This is a genomic window from Methyloglobulus morosus KoM1 (assembly GCF_000496735.2).
Taxonomy (GTDB): domain Bacteria; phylum Pseudomonadota; class Gammaproteobacteria; order Methylococcales; family Methylomonadaceae; genus Methyloglobulus; species Methyloglobulus morosus.
Genome location: NZ_AYLO01000082.1, coordinates 1 through 14890 on the forward strand (window position 1 = coordinate 1; position 14890 = coordinate 14890).

Genomic DNA, 14890 nt, shown 5'->3' on the forward strand with positions numbered 1-14890 from the left:
GCAAATATTAACGCAACCAACCGATGCTTACATGCAGGTTGATGGCACAATTGTAGTGCATACATGGATTGAAAAAAGCGAAGACCCGATTGTCGATCGGTAAATAACCTACCCCTTAATGCCCCTATAACCAGAAGTGATGGGGTAACGCCTATCCCTGCCGAAAGCCCTGGTGGTAATGCGGATACCGGGAGGTGATTGCCTACGCTTGTATTCATTCTTATCGACGAGGTTGATTGCCCTCGTTACGTGTTCGCGGCTAAAACCCGCCACCATGATTTCGTCGGCGGATTGGTCTTTTTCCACATAGCGTTCCAGAATAGCATCGAGTATTTCATAAGGCGGCAAAGAGTCTTCATCGACTTGGTCAGGCGCAAGCTCAGCCGAAGGTGGCCTAATTATCACCCGTTCGGGTATAACGGGCGAGAGTGAGTTGCGGTAATGTGCCAGCTGGTAAACCAACATCTTCGGCACGTCTTTGATCGGCGCGAAACCGCCCGCCATATCGCCGTAAAGAGTGGCATAACCTACACTCATCTCGCTTTTGTTGCCGGTCGTCAGCAATAATTTGCCTTGTTTGTTCGATATAGCCATCAAGATTACACCCCGGCAACGAGCTTGGATATTTTCTTCGGTGGTGTCTTTTTTCATGCCGGCAAACACGTCGGACAACATGCCAGTGAAAGCATTGACGGCAGGCTCGATGGGGATCACATGGTATTTAACCCCTAACGCATCGGCCTCCAGCACGGCATCTTCGTTACTCATGTCTTGGGTGTAACGGGACGGCATGAGGACAACCTCGACCTTATCACTACCTAGCGCATCAACGGCGAGCGCCAATACCAGTGCTGAATCAATACCGCCGGACAAGCCCAGGATTGCGCCAGCAAAGCCGTTTTTCCGTACGTAGTCCTTAATACCCAATACGAGGGCATGGTAAGCGCTGGCAATTTTTTCATCCAAAGGCACACAGGTACTTGGCATGGGCCGGTTGTCCTTGAATTCCACTACGCCCAGATACTCCTGGAATTCTTCGGCGCGATAAACGATGCTTCCCTGGTCGTCGGTGACAAAAGATGCGCCGTCAAAAATCAACTCGTCCTGCCCGCCAACCTGGTTGACGTACACTAAAGGAATTTGCTCCGCTTTAACCTGCGAACAAATGACTGCTTCACGCTGGTGCATTTTCCCCAAGTTGAACGGGGATGCATTCAAGGTTAGTAAGATGTCCGCTCCAGCCTGTTTGTTGGCGGCGATGATGCCTTCCTGCCAGACATCTTCGCAGATCGTCAGGCCGATAAACGACCCGTTAAACTCGAATACGCAGGGTTGATTGCCAGGGATGAAATAACGCCGTTCATCAAACACGCCGTAATTGGGCAATGCCTGTTTGCGGTAACAGGCTAGGGTCACGCCGTCGCGCAGTACAATAGCGCTGTTGTAAAGCTTGCCGTCAGCCAGTTCAGGAAAACCCACCACCAAGGCAATACCATCAACGCTTTCGGCAATATGGTGGATAGCGTTATTGGCTTCTTCGATAAAGTCGGCACGGAACAGTAAGTCTTCTGCGGGATAGCCCGTCACGATAAGCTCAGGAAAGACGACCATGTCCGCGCCCAAATCGTCACGGGCAACACCTGCCGTCTTGATGATGCTGTCAACATTGGCCCCTATGTTGCCGACCAGGAAATTGATTTGGGCCAGGGCGATTTTGAGGCTTCCCGTTACTTCAGCGTTAGTCATTATATTGTGCCTTCTCCATTCCCCTCTTTTCCCAGATGAAAGCCTCTTGAAACAAACATTCTTTCGACTGAACATCACCGTTCGAGCCTAAGTTGACCTGGGTTTATCCTTGGTGTTGCCTGTAACCAAAATCAAATTCTATTATTCATCCGCGATGAAACCCCCGAATTCCCATATTACGTTGCACTTCATACAGGCTATTTCCTGCATTGCTTATTGACAAGCAGCCTTGATTGCCGCGCCAATATCCGTCGGCGAATTTACGACCTCAACCCCTGCCGCTTTCAGCGCGGCAACTTTTCCTTCCGCCGTGCCTTTGCCGCCGGTGACAATCGCCCCGGCATGGCCCATGCGTTTGCCCGGCGGAGCCGTTTGTCCGGCGATGTAGGCGACAACGGGTTTGGTGACGTGGGCTTTGATGTAGTCGGCGGCGGCTTCTTCGTCGCTGCCGCCGATTTCGCCGACCATGACGATGCCTTTAGTTTGTTCGTCGGCTTGGAATCGGCTGAGTACGTCGATAAAGTTCATTCCCCTTATGGGATCGCCGCCGATACCGACACAGGTACTTTGGCCCAAGCCTTCGCGGGTGGTTTGATGGACGGATTCATACGTTAATGTGCCGGATCGTGAGACGATGCCAATCGAGCCAGGAAGATGAGTTTTGCCCGGCATGATGCCGATTTTGCACTCGCCCGGCGTAATGATGCCGGGGCAGTTGGGGCCGATCAATAAGGCATCGGTACTGGCGATTGCGGCTTTAACCCGTAGCATTTGCAAGATAGGGATACCTTCGGTGATGCAGACGATCAGCTTAATACCCGCATCGACTGCTTCCAGGATGGCATCCGCCGCATAAAAGGGCGGCACGTAAATCATGCTCGCGGTTGCGCCAGTGGAGCTTACGGCATCTTGGACGGTATTGAATACCGGCAAGCCCAAATGAGTTTCCCCGCCGCGTTCAGGGGTAACGCCGCCCACAAGCTTAGTGCCGTAGTCCAATGCCCCTTGGGAGTGAAAGGTGCCTTGTTTGCCCGTAAAGCCTTGACAGATAACCTTAGTGTCCTTGTTGACCAAAACGCTCATGCCGCTTCTCCTGCCAAAGCAACAACCTGTTCGGCGGCGTGTGCCAAATCATCCGCCGCATAAATATTCAGCCCGGTATTGCTTAATAACGCCCGACCTTCTTCGACATTTGTCCCTTCCAAACGCACAACGACGGGCAAGGTAACGTGGACTTCCTTGACCGCAGCCAAGATACCTTGGGCGATTACGTCACATTTGACGATGCCTCCAAAAATATTCACCAACACGGCTTTTACATGTTTGTCAGACAGGATGAGCTTAAAGGCTTCACAGACTTTTTCTACGTTAGTGCCGCCGCCAACATCCAGGAAATTGGCGGGTTTGCCGCCTTTGAGCTTGACCAGGTCCATCGTCGCCATGGCAAGGCCCGCGCCGTTGACCATGCAACCGATGTTGCCTTCAAGAGTGACGTAGTTAAGCCCGAACTGTTGGGCAATATTTTCCCTGTCATCTTCTTGGGAAGGATCTTTGAGCGCCAAAATGTCGGGATGCAGCGCCAAGGCATTATCATCGAAGTTAATTTTGGCATCCAATGCCATTAATTCGCCGCTGCTTGTTACGATTAAGGGGTTAATTTCAATCTGGCTGGCATCTTTTGCCAACATCAAATCAACCATGCCTTGCATGATCTTTTCCAAGGCCTTATGTTGTTTTCCCTTTAATCCCAGTGCATAAGCGACCAAGCGGCATTGGTAGGCTTGCAGGCCCGCTATGGGGCTTAGCTTTGCCGTGACTATTTTCTCTGGGGTTTCGTGGGCGACTGCTTCAATATCCATCCCGCCTGCTGCCGAGGCGATAAAAATCATCCGTTCGCTGGTTCTATCGACCAAGAGGCTGAGATACAGTTCGCGTTCGATAGGGTAAGTTTTTTCGATCAATACTTGATTGACCGGCAAGCCAACCGCGTCTGTCTGGTGGGTAATCAATTGGATACCCAACATGGCTTTGCTAATCTCAGCAACTTCAGCACCGGATTTGGCAAGCTTAACGCCACCCGCCTTGCCCCTACCGCCCGCATGAACCTGGGCTTTGACCACCCAGCTTTCACCACCTAAGAGCTCCGTGATGTCTGCTGCATTTTCAGGGCTTGCGGTTTGCTTGCCGCCAGGGACGGGTATCCCATAGTCCAAGAAGAGCTGTTTGGCTTGATATTCGTGGATATTCATTAATTATTCCTGCTTTTGATTATCGCGGTATGGTTTGTGCGCTGTGTGATCGCTCAAGTTTCGGCTATAGTTATGATAACCGACAATTCTGGCTAAGTCCCTGAAAAACGTAATTCTTAAATACAATGATACCCACCGAGAGTGCAACGACGATTTACCCGTGTCCTTTTTCAAAAGGTTATGGGATGCCAGCCAGCCAGGCCTGGCAATTGCTTAATATTTACTATATCTACCGCTTTATCCTGGCTTGTTCGTTTGCGCTGCTATTTTTTATGCGTTTTGGGCCGTCCTTACTTGGCTCATTTGATAGCCGTTTGTACGCTTACAGTAGTTCGGCTTATCTGCTATTTACCATAATTCTCGGATTTTTGGCTTTCTGGCGGATTTTCGGTTACAGCACCCTGGTTCAGTTATTGATCTTTACGGATATTATATTCCTGGTTTTTCTGATGCACACATCGGGAGGTATCAGCAGCGGCATAGGCATTTTATTAGGGGTATCGATAGCGGCGGGCGGCTTGTTAATCGGCGGTCGATGTGCCCTGGTTTTTGCAGCCATTGCCAGCTTGGCGATTTTATCAACCGAAGTGTACGCCGCCCAGAACCATTTGTTCCGTCAAACTAATTTTACCTATGCGGGCATGTTGGGCGCCACCTATTTTGCAATCGCTTTATTGTCTGTGGTGCTGGCAAGACGTTCAGAACAGATGTTGCAGCTTGCCGATCGGCAGCAGCACACCATCATCGAGCTGGAAGAGCTCAACCAGTATATTATCCAGCATTTGCAGTCTGGTATTATTATCGTTGACGAACACCAGTCAATTCATGTGGCAAACCAGGCGGCCTTGCAGTTGGCGAATTTATCCCTTATGCCCCATGAGCTAAAAGGCGTATCCGAGACGTTGACACAGGCATTTGAATGCTGGCTTATCTCACCTGAAAATAATGTGATTATGTTGCGGCTATCAGGAGAGGCTGAACTCCAGTGCCGATTTATTGCTTTGCCGACTCACCAGCAAGTTTTTTTTATGATTATCCTTGAGGACACTGCCCTATACAATCAACGTTTGCAGCAAAGCAAACTAGTCTCATTAGGCCGATTGACCGCCAGTATTGCCCATGAAATCCGCAACCCATTAGGCGCCATCAGCCATGCGGGGCAACTGCTCTCGGAATGCCAGCAGCTAACGGACCAAGACTTGAGGTTGACCAGTATCATCAAGACTAATTCAAGCAGGGTAAACCAGATTATCGAAGATATTTTAAACCTCTCAAAAAGGACAGATTCTACCCGTGAAAAAATAGACTTGGCCCCCTGGATCAATCATTATTTTAGTAATTATTATGTTGAACAAGCCGACGCTGAAGGTAAATTTAAACTTACTTTGGCCGACAAGCCGTTGTGGGGGTTTATCGACTCTGGGCATTTAAAGCAAATTATGGATAATTTATGCCAAAATGCCTTACGTTATGGACACCCTGAGCGAGGCGCGATACGCGTCCAGACGAGGGACAGCCAATATGGGCCGTGCATAGAGGTAATAGACAATGGCCCTGGGATCAGCCCTGAGCACCTTAAACAGTTGTTCGAGCCGTTTTTTACAACTTCTGCCAAAGGGACTGGCCTGGGGCTTTATATATCGAGGGAATTGGCCGAATTAAACCAGGCAAAATTGAGTTATTATCTAACAAACGGAAATCGTAGCTGCTTTAGGCTATGCCTTAAGGATGCCAACCTTACCACCATTGAAATATGAAAAAACCGCTGGCTTTGATTGTCGATGACGAACCGGATATTCGGGAACTTTTGGAGTTGACCCTGAATAGGATGGCTATTCAAACCCATACCGCAGAAAACATTAAAACCGCCAAGGCATTACTGGAAGACAAGACGTTTGACCTATGCCTGACTGACATGAAACTGCCCGACGGTAATGGTTTGGAGTTGATCAGCCACATCCAGGGTTTGTCCCAACCGCTACCCATAGCCGTCATCACTGCATTTGGCAGTATGGACACAGCCATTCAAGCGATGAAAAAGGGCGCTTTCGATTTTATTTCCAAACCCATTGATTTGGCGGGATTGAGGCTGCTCATTAACAGCGCCCTAAAACTATCTAATCCCGAGACCCCCAAAGAGCGACGGACTCGAAATACTTTGTTGGGTGATTCCCCTGTCATGCGCGACATACGCTCCAGGATTGACAAGCTGGCACGTAGCCAAGCTCCCGTTTATATCAGTGGGGAGTCAGGGTCAGGGAAAGAAATGGTGGCACGGTTGATCCATCAACAAAGCTCACGCGGTGACAAACCGTTTGTTGCGATCAACTGTGGTGCCATTCCCCATGAGTTAATGGAAAGCGAATTTTTCGGCCATAAGAAAGGCAGTTTTACGGGTGCGATAAGCGACAAAAAAGGGCTGTTCCAGGCAGCTGATGGCGGCACATTATTTTTGGACGAAGTGGCGGATTTACCGCAGACTTTGCAGGTCAAGTTACTTCGCGCCATACAGGAAAAAAAAATCCGCCCTGTAGGCGAGCAACTGGAAATCCCGGTCGATGTGCGCTTGCTGAGTGCAACCCACCGTAATCTTGCCGACATGGTAAAGTCCGGCGTGTTCCGGCAGGATTTGTACTATCGGATTAATGTGATTGACTTGGTGTTACCGCCATTGCGGGAAAGGGTAACCGATATTCCAATGCTGGCTGAGCATGTATTGACCAAGTTAAGCAAGGAAAATGCACCAACAATATCAACATCCGCATTGGCTGCGCTTCAACGCTACCGTTTCCCTGGCAATGTGCGAGAACTGGAAAACATCCTGGAACGTGCGTTGGCCTTATACGATGGCAATACGATTGAAGTGGATGACCTGAACTTGCCCCTGGTTGACAGGGCCTATAGTACCGATACCGAGCAAGCTGACTACGATCCTGCTAAAGAAAGTTTGGAAGATTATCTGGATGCGATAGAACGTAAAGCAATCACGACCGCATTGGAGGAAAACAGATGGAACAAAACGGCGGCTGCAAAGCAATTAGGGCTTACGTTTCGCTCATTCCGTTATCGCTTAAAAAAACTAAACATGGAAGACTGAACAAGGCACAAGGCTTAAGAAAGTTATCCAAAGCCCTATGCATTTGTTTGCGTTAGCCATTCATTGGCACAAGGCTAAGGCTTATATTTTTTCATCCCTTCAAGCTTAATGAGACCCGCCTTTATCTTGGCCTCAACACTCGCATTCAATTCGTCATTTTTGTAAACCTTGTCGACTAGTTTCTCAGAAACTAAGGCTTCTTTAATCCAGCGCTTGGTGAAACGGTAATTGCCGTAGGCGGTCGCTACCTCACCTGTTTTCGGATCTTTCAAGCCAGTGCCTTTAATGGCGGTGGCTTCTGGTGCGGGTGTGTCGGCTGGCTTTTGTGCGGCAGCGGTTGGTTTGGCGGCTGCTGGTTTCGGTGCAGCTACTGTGGCTGGTTTGACGGCTGCCGGTTTCGGTGCCTCCACTACAGCAGGTTTAGCGACGATTGCCTCCTGTACCGCTACGGGTTTAACGGCGGCGGGTTTAGCATCAGCAGCCGCCTTGGCAGGGGCTTTTTTAGCGGCGGCTGGTTTTGCGGCAGCGGCCTTTGGTTTTTCCGTCACAACGGCTTCCTGTAAAGCCGGAGTAGCTGCAGCCGCAGGTTTAGAACTTGTGCTTCCCGCTTTCTTTTCATTTACGATGACATAAATTACATAAGCAACAAACAACGTGGTTAAAATAAACAACCCTTCCGTCATACGATCCCCCATCTTTTTAAGATTAATATTATTTTTGCTGTCCCTTACTGTTAACGTCATCCATTTTGGTCGTAAAGCCTAACGCCGTGGCTGAATATACCAGATGCAAGTGAATTTGTTAAACGCAATTCGGAACAATTTTAAATTGGTATGTATTTTTAGCTTTTCTGGTCGTTAATGCCTCCGAGCGAGGCCTAGCAAAACCTAAATGCTAAATGGATATTTTCTGTTTTTGACTCGTTTATGATGCGCTTCCCCTTTGCCGCTCCAAAGCACTAGCCATCACGTTGAATACGGTTGCCAAGCTTGGGCAGTCGTTGCGCCAATCCCATCGCGTGTCGTGACAATAAGGCTTTTGCAACCGGTATATGATCCAACGCAACAAGGCCAATATTCCTGGCTGCAGCAAACGCTAACCAATCATTGGAAAACAACTTCACCAGCGTGTCCGTGAAAGCGATGGTGTTGCGGTGGTCTTGTTCGCGTGCCGTTACATAATCGTCCAGAAAGGTTGCTGAACCTATATCTTCACCTAACCCATGGTGTTTAAGTAGCCCGTCCACCAATTGCACCACATCGCGCAAACCTAAGTTGAACCCTTGGCCTGCCACGGGATGAAGTTGATGGACGGCATTGCCGACAATCACCGCCCTTCCTGATTGCATCCGTTCAGCGCGAACGAGGGATACCGGAAATGCCCGCCGTGGCGCGGTTAAAGTGAGTTGCCCCAGCCGATAGCCGAAACACTGTTGGAGTCGTTCTAGGAAATCGTTTTCGCCGCCCGACATCAACGCATCGGCATCTTCACAGGTACGCGTCCAGACAACGGAACACTGGTTTTTCCCGATAGGCAAGAATGCCAAGGGCCCCGATTTGGTGAAGCGTTCATAAGCGACATTACGGTGCGGCAGCGTGGTCTTTACAGTCGTAACCAGGGCGGTTTGCCCGTACTCGGTGACTTGTTGGGGTATGTCCAGCAATTTGCGTACGGACGAGTTGCCGCCGTCCGCGCCGACCAATAATTTCGCCGAACAGCACAATGAATCGTCGTTATGTTTTATGCTGACATTGACGGCATGGTTGTCCGACATCAGGCCAACCAGCCGTGCAGGGCGAATTTGTGTAATCTGGGTTTGATCGACCAATTCTGCTACATGGCTTTCAATATCCCGTGCAGTTATGACATAACCCAAGGCAGCTACGTTTTGTTTTCGTGCCGATAACCGGACTTTACCGAAATGGCCTTTATCTGAAACGTGTATATCCGTAATGGCGGTGGCTTTTGCTTCGATGCCTTGCCAAATCCCAAGGCCCTCCAAGGTAGCAATAGTGCCGGCAGCCAAGGCCAGCGCCCGGTCACCCATAGCCGAATTTAGTAGTTGCTCCCTAGTATTGGCTTCAATGACAGCAATCTTTAAGCCGCTACCGCCCAGCGCCAAGGCTAGACAGTTGCCTGCAAGCCCACCGCCGACAATAATGATGTCAAAATTTTGCCCGTCGAGTGGCATTATCTTCCCTGCATCAAGGCTTCAATTTCCATAATAGTTTTTGGTACTCCATGCGTTAGGATTTCGTGGCCTTGTTCGGTAACCAGCAGGTCATCTTCGATACGTATGCCGATACCCCGCCACTTCTCATCCACGGTAAGGCAGTCGGTGGGAATATACAAGCCCGGTTCAACGGTAAGCACCATGCCCGGCTCCAACAAGCGCCATTTCTGCTCGACCTTGTAATCGCCGACATCATGCACGTCCATCCCCAGCCAGTGGCCGATGCGGTGCATATAAAATTGCTTGAACTTTTCTTTCTTGATGAGCGATTTTACTTTGCCTTCCAGCAAACCCAGGGCAACCAAGCCTTTGGTCAGCACTTCTACAGAGGCATCATGGGCGTTATGCCACGGTATTCCTGGCTTGATTTGCTCGATAGCGGCGGTTTGGGCATCCAACACCAACTGGTATAACTGCTTTTGCGGTTCGCTGAAATGACCGGACACGGGGAAAGTACGGGTAATGTCGGCGGCATAGTGGTCGCACTCCGCACCCGCATCGATTAACAATAAATCACCGTTTTTTAACTTATCGGTATTTTCCGTGTAATGAAGGACGCAAGCATTTTTGCCGCCTGCAACAATAGACGGGTAAGCAACTGACCGCAATCCTTCCACCATGAAATGGTGCACTAATTCAGCTTCAATTTGGTACTCGTACAAACCTGCCTTACAGGCCTGCATCGCCTTGACGTGACCTATGGCTGAAACTTCCGCAGCACGGCGCATTAATTTGATTTCTTCATTACTTTTGAAAAGCCGCATTTCGTGCAGGATATGCTCTAGCGAAACCAATTCCCCAGGTGCAACCAACCCCGACCTGGACTGGCTTTTGATGTGGTTGATCCAGTCCAGCAAATGATGGTCCAGATCGGAATCGCGCCCCATTGGATAAAAAACCTTGTGCTTGTTTTCCAACATGCCGGGCAAGATGTCATCCAGGTCGTCTATGGGGAACGCGTCATCGGCTTGATAATGCCCGGTCGCGCCTTCCAGGCCTGCGTGCGCGCCTTCCCATAAGGCTTTAGTGGCGTCGAATTCACGGCAGAACAAGATATATTCGCCTTGTTCGCGGCCAGGGATAAACACAGCCAACGCATCCGGTTCAGAAAAACCCGTCAGGTAATAAAAGTCACTGTCTTGTCGGTACGGGTAATGCACGTCACGGTTGCGTATTTTTGTCGATGAACTGCCCAATAAGGCGATATTTCCCTTACCGATGCGCTGCATCAATTGTTTGCGGCGTTTTTTGAATTCGCTTTGTTTCATGTGCCCTTGATCATTTAATGTACGGTGCGGCCATCAACTGAGTTTAATTCAGTGTGCAGGAAAATGACTGCCGCCCTGAGGTATTCAGTAATTTCCATAAAATCATTCTCTGCATCTTCGCTTTCAGCATCGGCATCAAGTTTAGTGAATTCGGCAATATCTTTCACGATTTCGCGACTATCATCGGACCAGTTTGCTGCTGGCTCAGATGTGGCAGAGGTTGAACCCAAGCCGAACAAAAAGCCCTGACACCATTGCCCCAAAGCCTCAATCCGCCCACTAAGGGGCGCATCTTCATCTGGGAGCAACAACTCAAAGGTGAATTCATCGCTTGCCAGCAGACTACTGGTTTCTCCAAACAAATCTTCTAAGATAGCCTTATCTTCAACACTAACATCCCCACCTTCATGCAATAACTCGCTCAACCAATACCCTGGTCCTGTACGGTTATTGACACAGAGCATACCTACTGCCATGCCGTGGGATTCCGCTGCGGAAAGGCCGGCATCAATTTTAACAATTATTGTATTGATGTCTTGATAGAACATAGCGCACAAGTGCCTAAACTGTACTAGAATTAGTTAGGCTTATGCTACCATTTATCAAAAATTTGTTTATTATTAAGTTAACAAATACATTGCCTTTGTTTCTGCAGGGGCTATCTTACGTGCTATCCGCCGTAGCCTACCCCTTAAATCAAGTGAAGCCATGACCGAGAAAGAACCTTATCAATCCTTGGAGATAAAGGATCTTGAAAAAAAACTGGATCAGCTCATCGAGTTGTACCATACGGTTGAAACCGAAAATGAAGCCTTAAAAAGCAAACAGGAGACGTTGGTGCGGGAAAAAGCCGAGCTTCTTGAAAAAACCACAATCGCCAGGAACAGGGTAGAGGCCATGATTTCACGACTGAAAACGATGGGGCAGGGTTCATGAGCGGTAAAAACACAGCTGTGTTACTTAACATAATGGGGAAAGAATACAAGATTGCCTGTGAACCCGATGAGCAAGAAAATCTCGTCCGTTCTGCCCAAGAATTAGATAAGCAAATGTGCAAAATGCGCGATTCCGGCAAAGTGGGCAATGCCGAACGGATAGCCGTGATGGCGGCGCTTAATTTAAGCCATGAACTGCACTCCCTGAAAAATCAAACCACTGTTTTTAGTCAAGGCTGGAAGGACTGCTTTATGAGCATGATGGACAAAATCGAAAATGTTTTAGAAAAGCACTAATCAGAGTAAACTATAGCCCTGTATCTCCTGCGGTGTTCGATGGTGTATTGGGTGTTTCCTGAACCTATTTTTACCCAGGGGGCAAATACCGTTAATGGTGTGCATGCCCGTCTCGACGAGAAGCCTGATTTAACGAGCCTGTCCCCACTTGAACTTTCGGTTCAAGGACGAAAATACATAACGGCACAGGCGGGAGATGCATACCTCGAACTTTGCCTGCCTCGCAATCAATCCTGATCGTATTTAAGATGGTACTTCTGTACCCGATAGCGCATGGTTTCGCGTGTCGCCCGTAACAGACGGGCCGCCCCAGTGACATTGTTGTTGGCACGGCTGAGGGCTTCTTGGATTATCACCTTTTCCATATCCTGTAACGACAGGCTTCCGTCCAACGGAATAAACATGCCGTCATTGGCAACAACGGCAGCCGCTACATTTTTATTTGGCAATTGCAACCATTGCGCCGGAAACACCTCGCTGTCGGCAAGCAATACACAACGCTCGACGATGTTATGCAATTCGCGGATGTTACCCGGCCAGTCGTAAGATTCAAGCTGATCCCACACGCTGTCGGGAATTGTTTTGATATTTTTTCCGGTTTTGATATTGCAATCGGCAACAAATTGCGGCACCAAATCACGCAAATCTTCAATCCGTTCCCGCAAAGGCGGAATATGGATGTTTAACACGCTGAGACGATGGTACAGGTCTTGGCGAAATTCTCCGCTCTTGACCTTTCCCAGCAAGTCCCGGTTGGTGGCGGCAATAATCTGGACATCAACTTCAACCGTACTTTCACTGCCCAAACGCCTGAACTTTAATTCTTCCACCGCCTTAAGCAGCTTGCCTTGCAAGTCCAAATCCAATTCGCCGATTTCATCTAGGAAAATCGTTCCGGTGTCCGCTTGTTCCAATAAGCCACGATGGCGTTTTTTTGCGCCTGTGAACGCCCCGGCTTCATAGCCAAACAATTCGGATTCCAGTAAATCCTTGGGGATGGCGGCACAGTTAAGCTCTACCAAGGGCTTGCTGGCACGATTGCCTGAGTAATGCAAAATACGCGTCACCAAGCCCTTGCCCGTGCCCGTTTCCCCACTGATGACCAAACTGGAGAACGGTACGTTAGCCAGTTGTTTCAACATGTCCCGCAAGATTTGAATTTTCTGGCTGCGGCCTATGAGCGCATCTAAGCTATAACGGCTGAAATGTTGGCTGGTTTCTTGTTGTAAGCGCCGTTGCGCCCTGGCGCTCCGGGCGGCGCCTTCCACCAACATATGTAACCTGTCCAATTCGCAGGGCTTTTCGATGAAATCATACGCACCCAGGCGCAAGGCGCGCACCGAATCGGTGACACTTCCATAGCCTGTCAAAAATATCCATTCAGCATACGGCAAGCCACTTCCAGATTGCTCTAAAAAATCCAAGGCATTACCATCCGGCAAGTTCATGTCGGACAGGATTACGATAGGTTCTACATCCTGCCCGTTTAGAAATTGCCGAGCGCTTTTAATGTCAACAGCGACACTGACATCCCAGTGTTGCTTACGGAAAAATCGGGCCAATTCATTGCCCAACAAAGCTTCATCTTCGATAATCAATAAGCAATCTTTCATACACCCGCCGGTAAAATAAGGGTCGCACAAGCATGACCTTGGCTGTCATTTTTTAGGCTTAACTGGCCGCCCAACGAACGGGCAAACCGCAACACCATGGATAAACCCAGCCCCGTCCCGTGTTCGCGGTAACTTGCGAAAGGGCGGACACCTTGTTCCAGCAAATTCTCTGGAAAACCCTGTCCGCTGTCATACACCTCAACCTTCAAGCTGTCTGCCTGCTTGTTAATAGTTAAGTTGATGGTTCCGCCTTGTTTGCCGAGTTCTTGGGCAGAATTCAATAACAAGTTGAGCAAGGCCTGACGGAATTCAGTTTCCGGCAACAGGGATTGTAAATTGGGCGGAATCGAGTAAATCAATTTTATGTTTTCATGTACCTGATATTTCAATAAGGTTAGAAGATCGGCCACAAGTTTCGAAATATTAATCACTTTGGCTGTTTCCGGCTGCTGTTTGGAATACGCCAGCAAATCGTTAAGGCGATTAGTCAGGCGCTTGATTTCTGTACTCACTAACGGCAATCGTTCGGTAATATTCGGATCCGTACATTCGCCGCACATGTTTTCGAGCGCAGCTTGGATACCTGCCAACGGATTTCGCAGTTCATGCGCCGCGCTGGCGGCGAGTTCACCCACCGCCGCCAGACGTTCTGAACGCGCCAACGTATGGCTTTGTTCAAGTAAGGCGTGGGTAGCCTGACGTATTTCTCGTTCCAAGGTTTGGGTGTGGCTTACGTGTTCCTCTTCCAGTTCCGCCAAACGTCGAATTAGTCGGTTATAACTGCTGAACAACGGCTGCATCAACGGATCTTTACGGTCTTCTATGGGTTGCATTTCACCGTCAGTCAGACGTTTCAGCAATTGTTCCAACGAATTGAGCGGGGATAAGATTTGTCTCCTAAAAAACCGTATGCCCAGCAAAAAGGCGGGCAGCAGCACAGCGATCGGGATCACCACGGCAAAATTCAACTCCAACCTACTGTCTTCATAGACCTGGGTCAACAGCTTTTCTTCATTGCTACGCTGTAGGTTAAATATTTTTTGCGAAACCGAAAGAACTTGGGAGATGTCCTGGCGTTTACCTTGTTCGATGTTCAGTAGGAAGGGTTTGATTTCATCCAACAACGCCTCCGTACCGTTTTCTCCGATGTCCCTGTTCGCAAAAAAATGGGTGATTTTTTTATGCAGTTCGGTATTTTCTAGGCTTGGGTTAATTTTCTCTCCTGAAATTAGCACTGGGTCTTTGAGCAGGTCTAAAACCAATTGTTCAAGCTCATGCCCTTGGCTAATGTCCTGCTTGATTTTGTCGATCCGACTCAAATTGCGCCAAGTAATGCTGCCTAAAGCAAGCAATTCCACCATGACCAACATGCCTAACACCAAACTGATAACAATTATCGGGCGGTAAAGTATCTTATGCATAAAGGGTAATACCTAAATAACTCACAATTCA

The 14890-nt window shown here is 48.9% G+C and carries 13 protein-coding genes and 1 other RNA gene; 5 read left to right on the forward strand and 9 right to left on the reverse strand.

Annotated features, from left to right (window positions below; genetic code table 11):
• Window positions 1–108 precede the first annotated feature (108 nt).
• The 3 genes from MGMO_RS10535 to sucC all read right to left on the reverse strand — a co-directional run bounded on the left by MGMO_RS10535 (window position 109) and on the right by sucC (window position 3995).
• Window positions 109–1746 carry an NAD+ synthase gene (locus tag MGMO_RS10535; protein WP_023495035.1) on the reverse strand — a complete coding sequence of 546 codons (1638 nt, stop codon included), beginning with the start codon at window positions 1744–1746 and terminating at the stop codon, window positions 109–111.
• 213 nt (window positions 1747–1959) lie between these two features.
• Window positions 1960–2829 (reverse strand): succinate--CoA ligase subunit alpha, encoded by an 870-nt coding sequence (sucD, locus tag MGMO_RS10540; RefSeq protein WP_023495036.1) that lies wholly within the window; start codon window positions 2827–2829, stop codon window positions 1960–1962.
• The gene (sucC, locus tag MGMO_RS10545; protein WP_023495037.1) at window positions 2826–3995 is read right to left on the reverse strand and encodes an ADP-forming succinate--CoA ligase subunit beta; all 1170 of its coding nucleotides are present in this window, start codon (window positions 3993–3995) and stop codon (window positions 2826–2828) included. Before sucC ends, sucD begins: the two co-directional genes overlap by 4 nt.
• A 185-nt stretch (window positions 3996–4180) precedes the next feature.
• Between sucC and MGMO_RS10550 the strand changes: the two genes are divergently transcribed.
• Together MGMO_RS10550 and MGMO_RS10555 are read left to right on the forward strand one after the other, a co-directional pair.
• On the forward strand, window positions 4181–5752 hold the full coding sequence (locus tag MGMO_RS10550) for a sensor histidine kinase (RefSeq protein ID WP_023495038.1): 1572 nt from the start codon (window positions 4181–4183) through the stop codon (window positions 5750–5752).
• On the forward strand, window positions 5749–7092 hold the full coding sequence (locus MGMO_RS10555) for a sigma-54-dependent transcriptional regulator (RefSeq protein WP_023495039.1): 1344 nt from the start codon (window positions 5749–5751) through the stop codon (window positions 7090–7092). Before MGMO_RS10550 ends, MGMO_RS10555 begins: the two co-directional genes overlap by 4 nt.
• A gap of 74 nt (window positions 7093–7166) precedes the next feature.
• Here MGMO_RS10555 and MGMO_RS20340 read toward each other — a convergent pair whose 3' ends face one another.
• From MGMO_RS20340 to MGMO_RS10575, 4 genes are all read right to left on the reverse strand, one after another.
• Entirely contained in the window at window positions 7167–7835 is a 669-nt protein-coding gene (locus MGMO_RS20340) for a hypothetical protein (RefSeq protein ID WP_235557268.1), read from the reverse strand.
• Window positions 7836–8050: 215 nt separating this feature from the next.
• Window positions 8051–9283: a 2-octaprenyl-6-methoxyphenyl hydroxylase gene (gene ubiH / locus MGMO_RS10565; protein WP_023495041.1), complete on the reverse strand. Its 1233-nt coding sequence runs from the start codon at window positions 9281–9283 to the stop codon at window positions 8051–8053.
• Window positions 9283–10593, reverse strand: coding sequence for a Xaa-Pro aminopeptidase (pepP, locus tag MGMO_RS10570; protein ID WP_023495042.1), 1311 nt, complete (start codon window positions 10591–10593; stop codon window positions 9283–9285). The genes ubiH and pepP overlap by 1 nt, the downstream gene beginning before the upstream one ends.
• A gap of 14 nt (window positions 10594–10607) precedes the next feature.
• On the reverse strand, window positions 10608–11141 hold the full coding sequence (locus MGMO_RS10575) for a UPF0149 family protein (RefSeq protein WP_023495043.1): 534 nt from the start codon (window positions 11139–11141) through the stop codon (window positions 10608–10610).
• A 160-nt stretch (window positions 11142–11301) separates the two neighbouring features.
• On the opposite strand from MGMO_RS10575, the gene MGMO_RS10580 reads away from it, so the two are divergent.
• The 3 genes from MGMO_RS10580 to ssrS all read left to right on the forward strand — a co-directional run bounded on the left by MGMO_RS10580 (window position 11302) and on the right by ssrS (window position 12025).
• Window positions 11302–11529, forward strand: a complete 228-nt coding sequence (locus MGMO_RS10580; protein WP_023495044.1) for a TIGR02449 family protein — start codon at window positions 11302–11304, stop codon at window positions 11527–11529.
• A complete protein-coding gene (locus MGMO_RS10585) occupies window positions 11526–11825 on the forward strand; it encodes a cell division protein ZapA (RefSeq protein ID WP_023495045.1) in 300 nt (99 codons plus the stop codon). Before MGMO_RS10580 ends, MGMO_RS10585 begins: the two co-directional genes overlap by 4 nt.
• A 21-nt stretch (window positions 11826–11846) precedes the next feature.
• Window positions 11847–12025, forward strand: a non-coding RNA gene (gene ssrS / locus MGMO_RS10590) — 6S RNA.
• 27 nt (window positions 12026–12052) lie between these two features.
• Here ssrS and MGMO_RS10595 read toward each other — a convergent pair.
• On the reverse strand, window positions 12053–13438 hold the full coding sequence (locus MGMO_RS10595) for a sigma-54-dependent transcriptional regulator (protein ID WP_023495047.1): 1386 nt from the start codon (window positions 13436–13438) through the stop codon (window positions 12053–12055).
• On the reverse strand, window positions 13435–14859 hold the full coding sequence (locus MGMO_RS10600) for a sensor histidine kinase (protein ID WP_023495048.1): 1425 nt from the start codon (window positions 14857–14859) through the stop codon (window positions 13435–13437). The genes MGMO_RS10595 and MGMO_RS10600 overlap by 4 nt, the downstream gene beginning before the upstream one ends.
• Between the last annotated feature and the right edge of the window lie 31 nt (window positions 14860–14890).

Bases quoted from the DNA above. Each gene is read 5' to 3' on its own strand.
- MGMO_RS10535 (WP_023495035.1), bottom strand. From the start codon at position 1,746: ATGACTAACGCTGAAGTAACGGGAAGCCTCAAAATCGCCCTGGCCCAA.
- sucD (WP_023495036.1), bottom strand. From the start codon at position 2,829: ATGAGCGTTTTGGTCAACAAGGACACTAAGGTTATCTGTCAAGGCTTT.
- sucC (WP_023495037.1), bottom strand. From the start codon at position 3,995: ATGAATATCCACGAATATCAAGCCAAACAGCTCTTCTTGGACTATGGG.
- MGMO_RS10550 (WP_023495038.1), top strand. From the start codon at position 4,181: ATGCCAGCCAGCCAGGCCTGGCAATTGCTTAATATTTACTATATCTAC.
- MGMO_RS10555 (WP_023495039.1), top strand. From the start codon at position 5,749: ATGAAAAAACCGCTGGCTTTGATTGTCGATGACGAACCGGATATTCGG.
- MGMO_RS20340 (WP_235557268.1), bottom strand. From the start codon at position 7,835: ATGACGTTAACAGTAAGGGACAGCAAAAATAATATTAATCTTAAAAAG.
- ubiH (WP_023495041.1), bottom strand. From the start codon at position 9,283: ATGCCACTCGACGGGCAAAATTTTGACATCATTATTGTCGGCGGTGGG.
- pepP (WP_023495042.1), bottom strand. From the start codon at position 10,593: ATGAAACAAAGCGAATTCAAAAAACGCCGCAAACAATTGATGCAGCGC.
- MGMO_RS10575 (WP_023495043.1), bottom strand. From the start codon at position 11,141: ATGTTCTATCAAGACATCAATACAATAATTGTTAAAATTGATGCCGGC.
- MGMO_RS10580 (WP_023495044.1), top strand. From the start codon at position 11,302: ATGACCGAGAAAGAACCTTATCAATCCTTGGAGATAAAGGATCTTGAA.
- MGMO_RS10585 (WP_023495045.1), top strand. From the start codon at position 11,526: ATGAGCGGTAAAAACACAGCTGTGTTACTTAACATAATGGGGAAAGAA.
- MGMO_RS10595 (WP_023495047.1), bottom strand. From the start codon at position 13,438: ATGAAAGATTGCTTATTGATTATCGAAGATGAAGCTTTGTTGGGCAAT.
- MGMO_RS10600 (WP_023495048.1), bottom strand. From the start codon at position 14,859: ATGCATAAGATACTTTACCGCCCGATAATTGTTATCAGTTTGGTGTTA.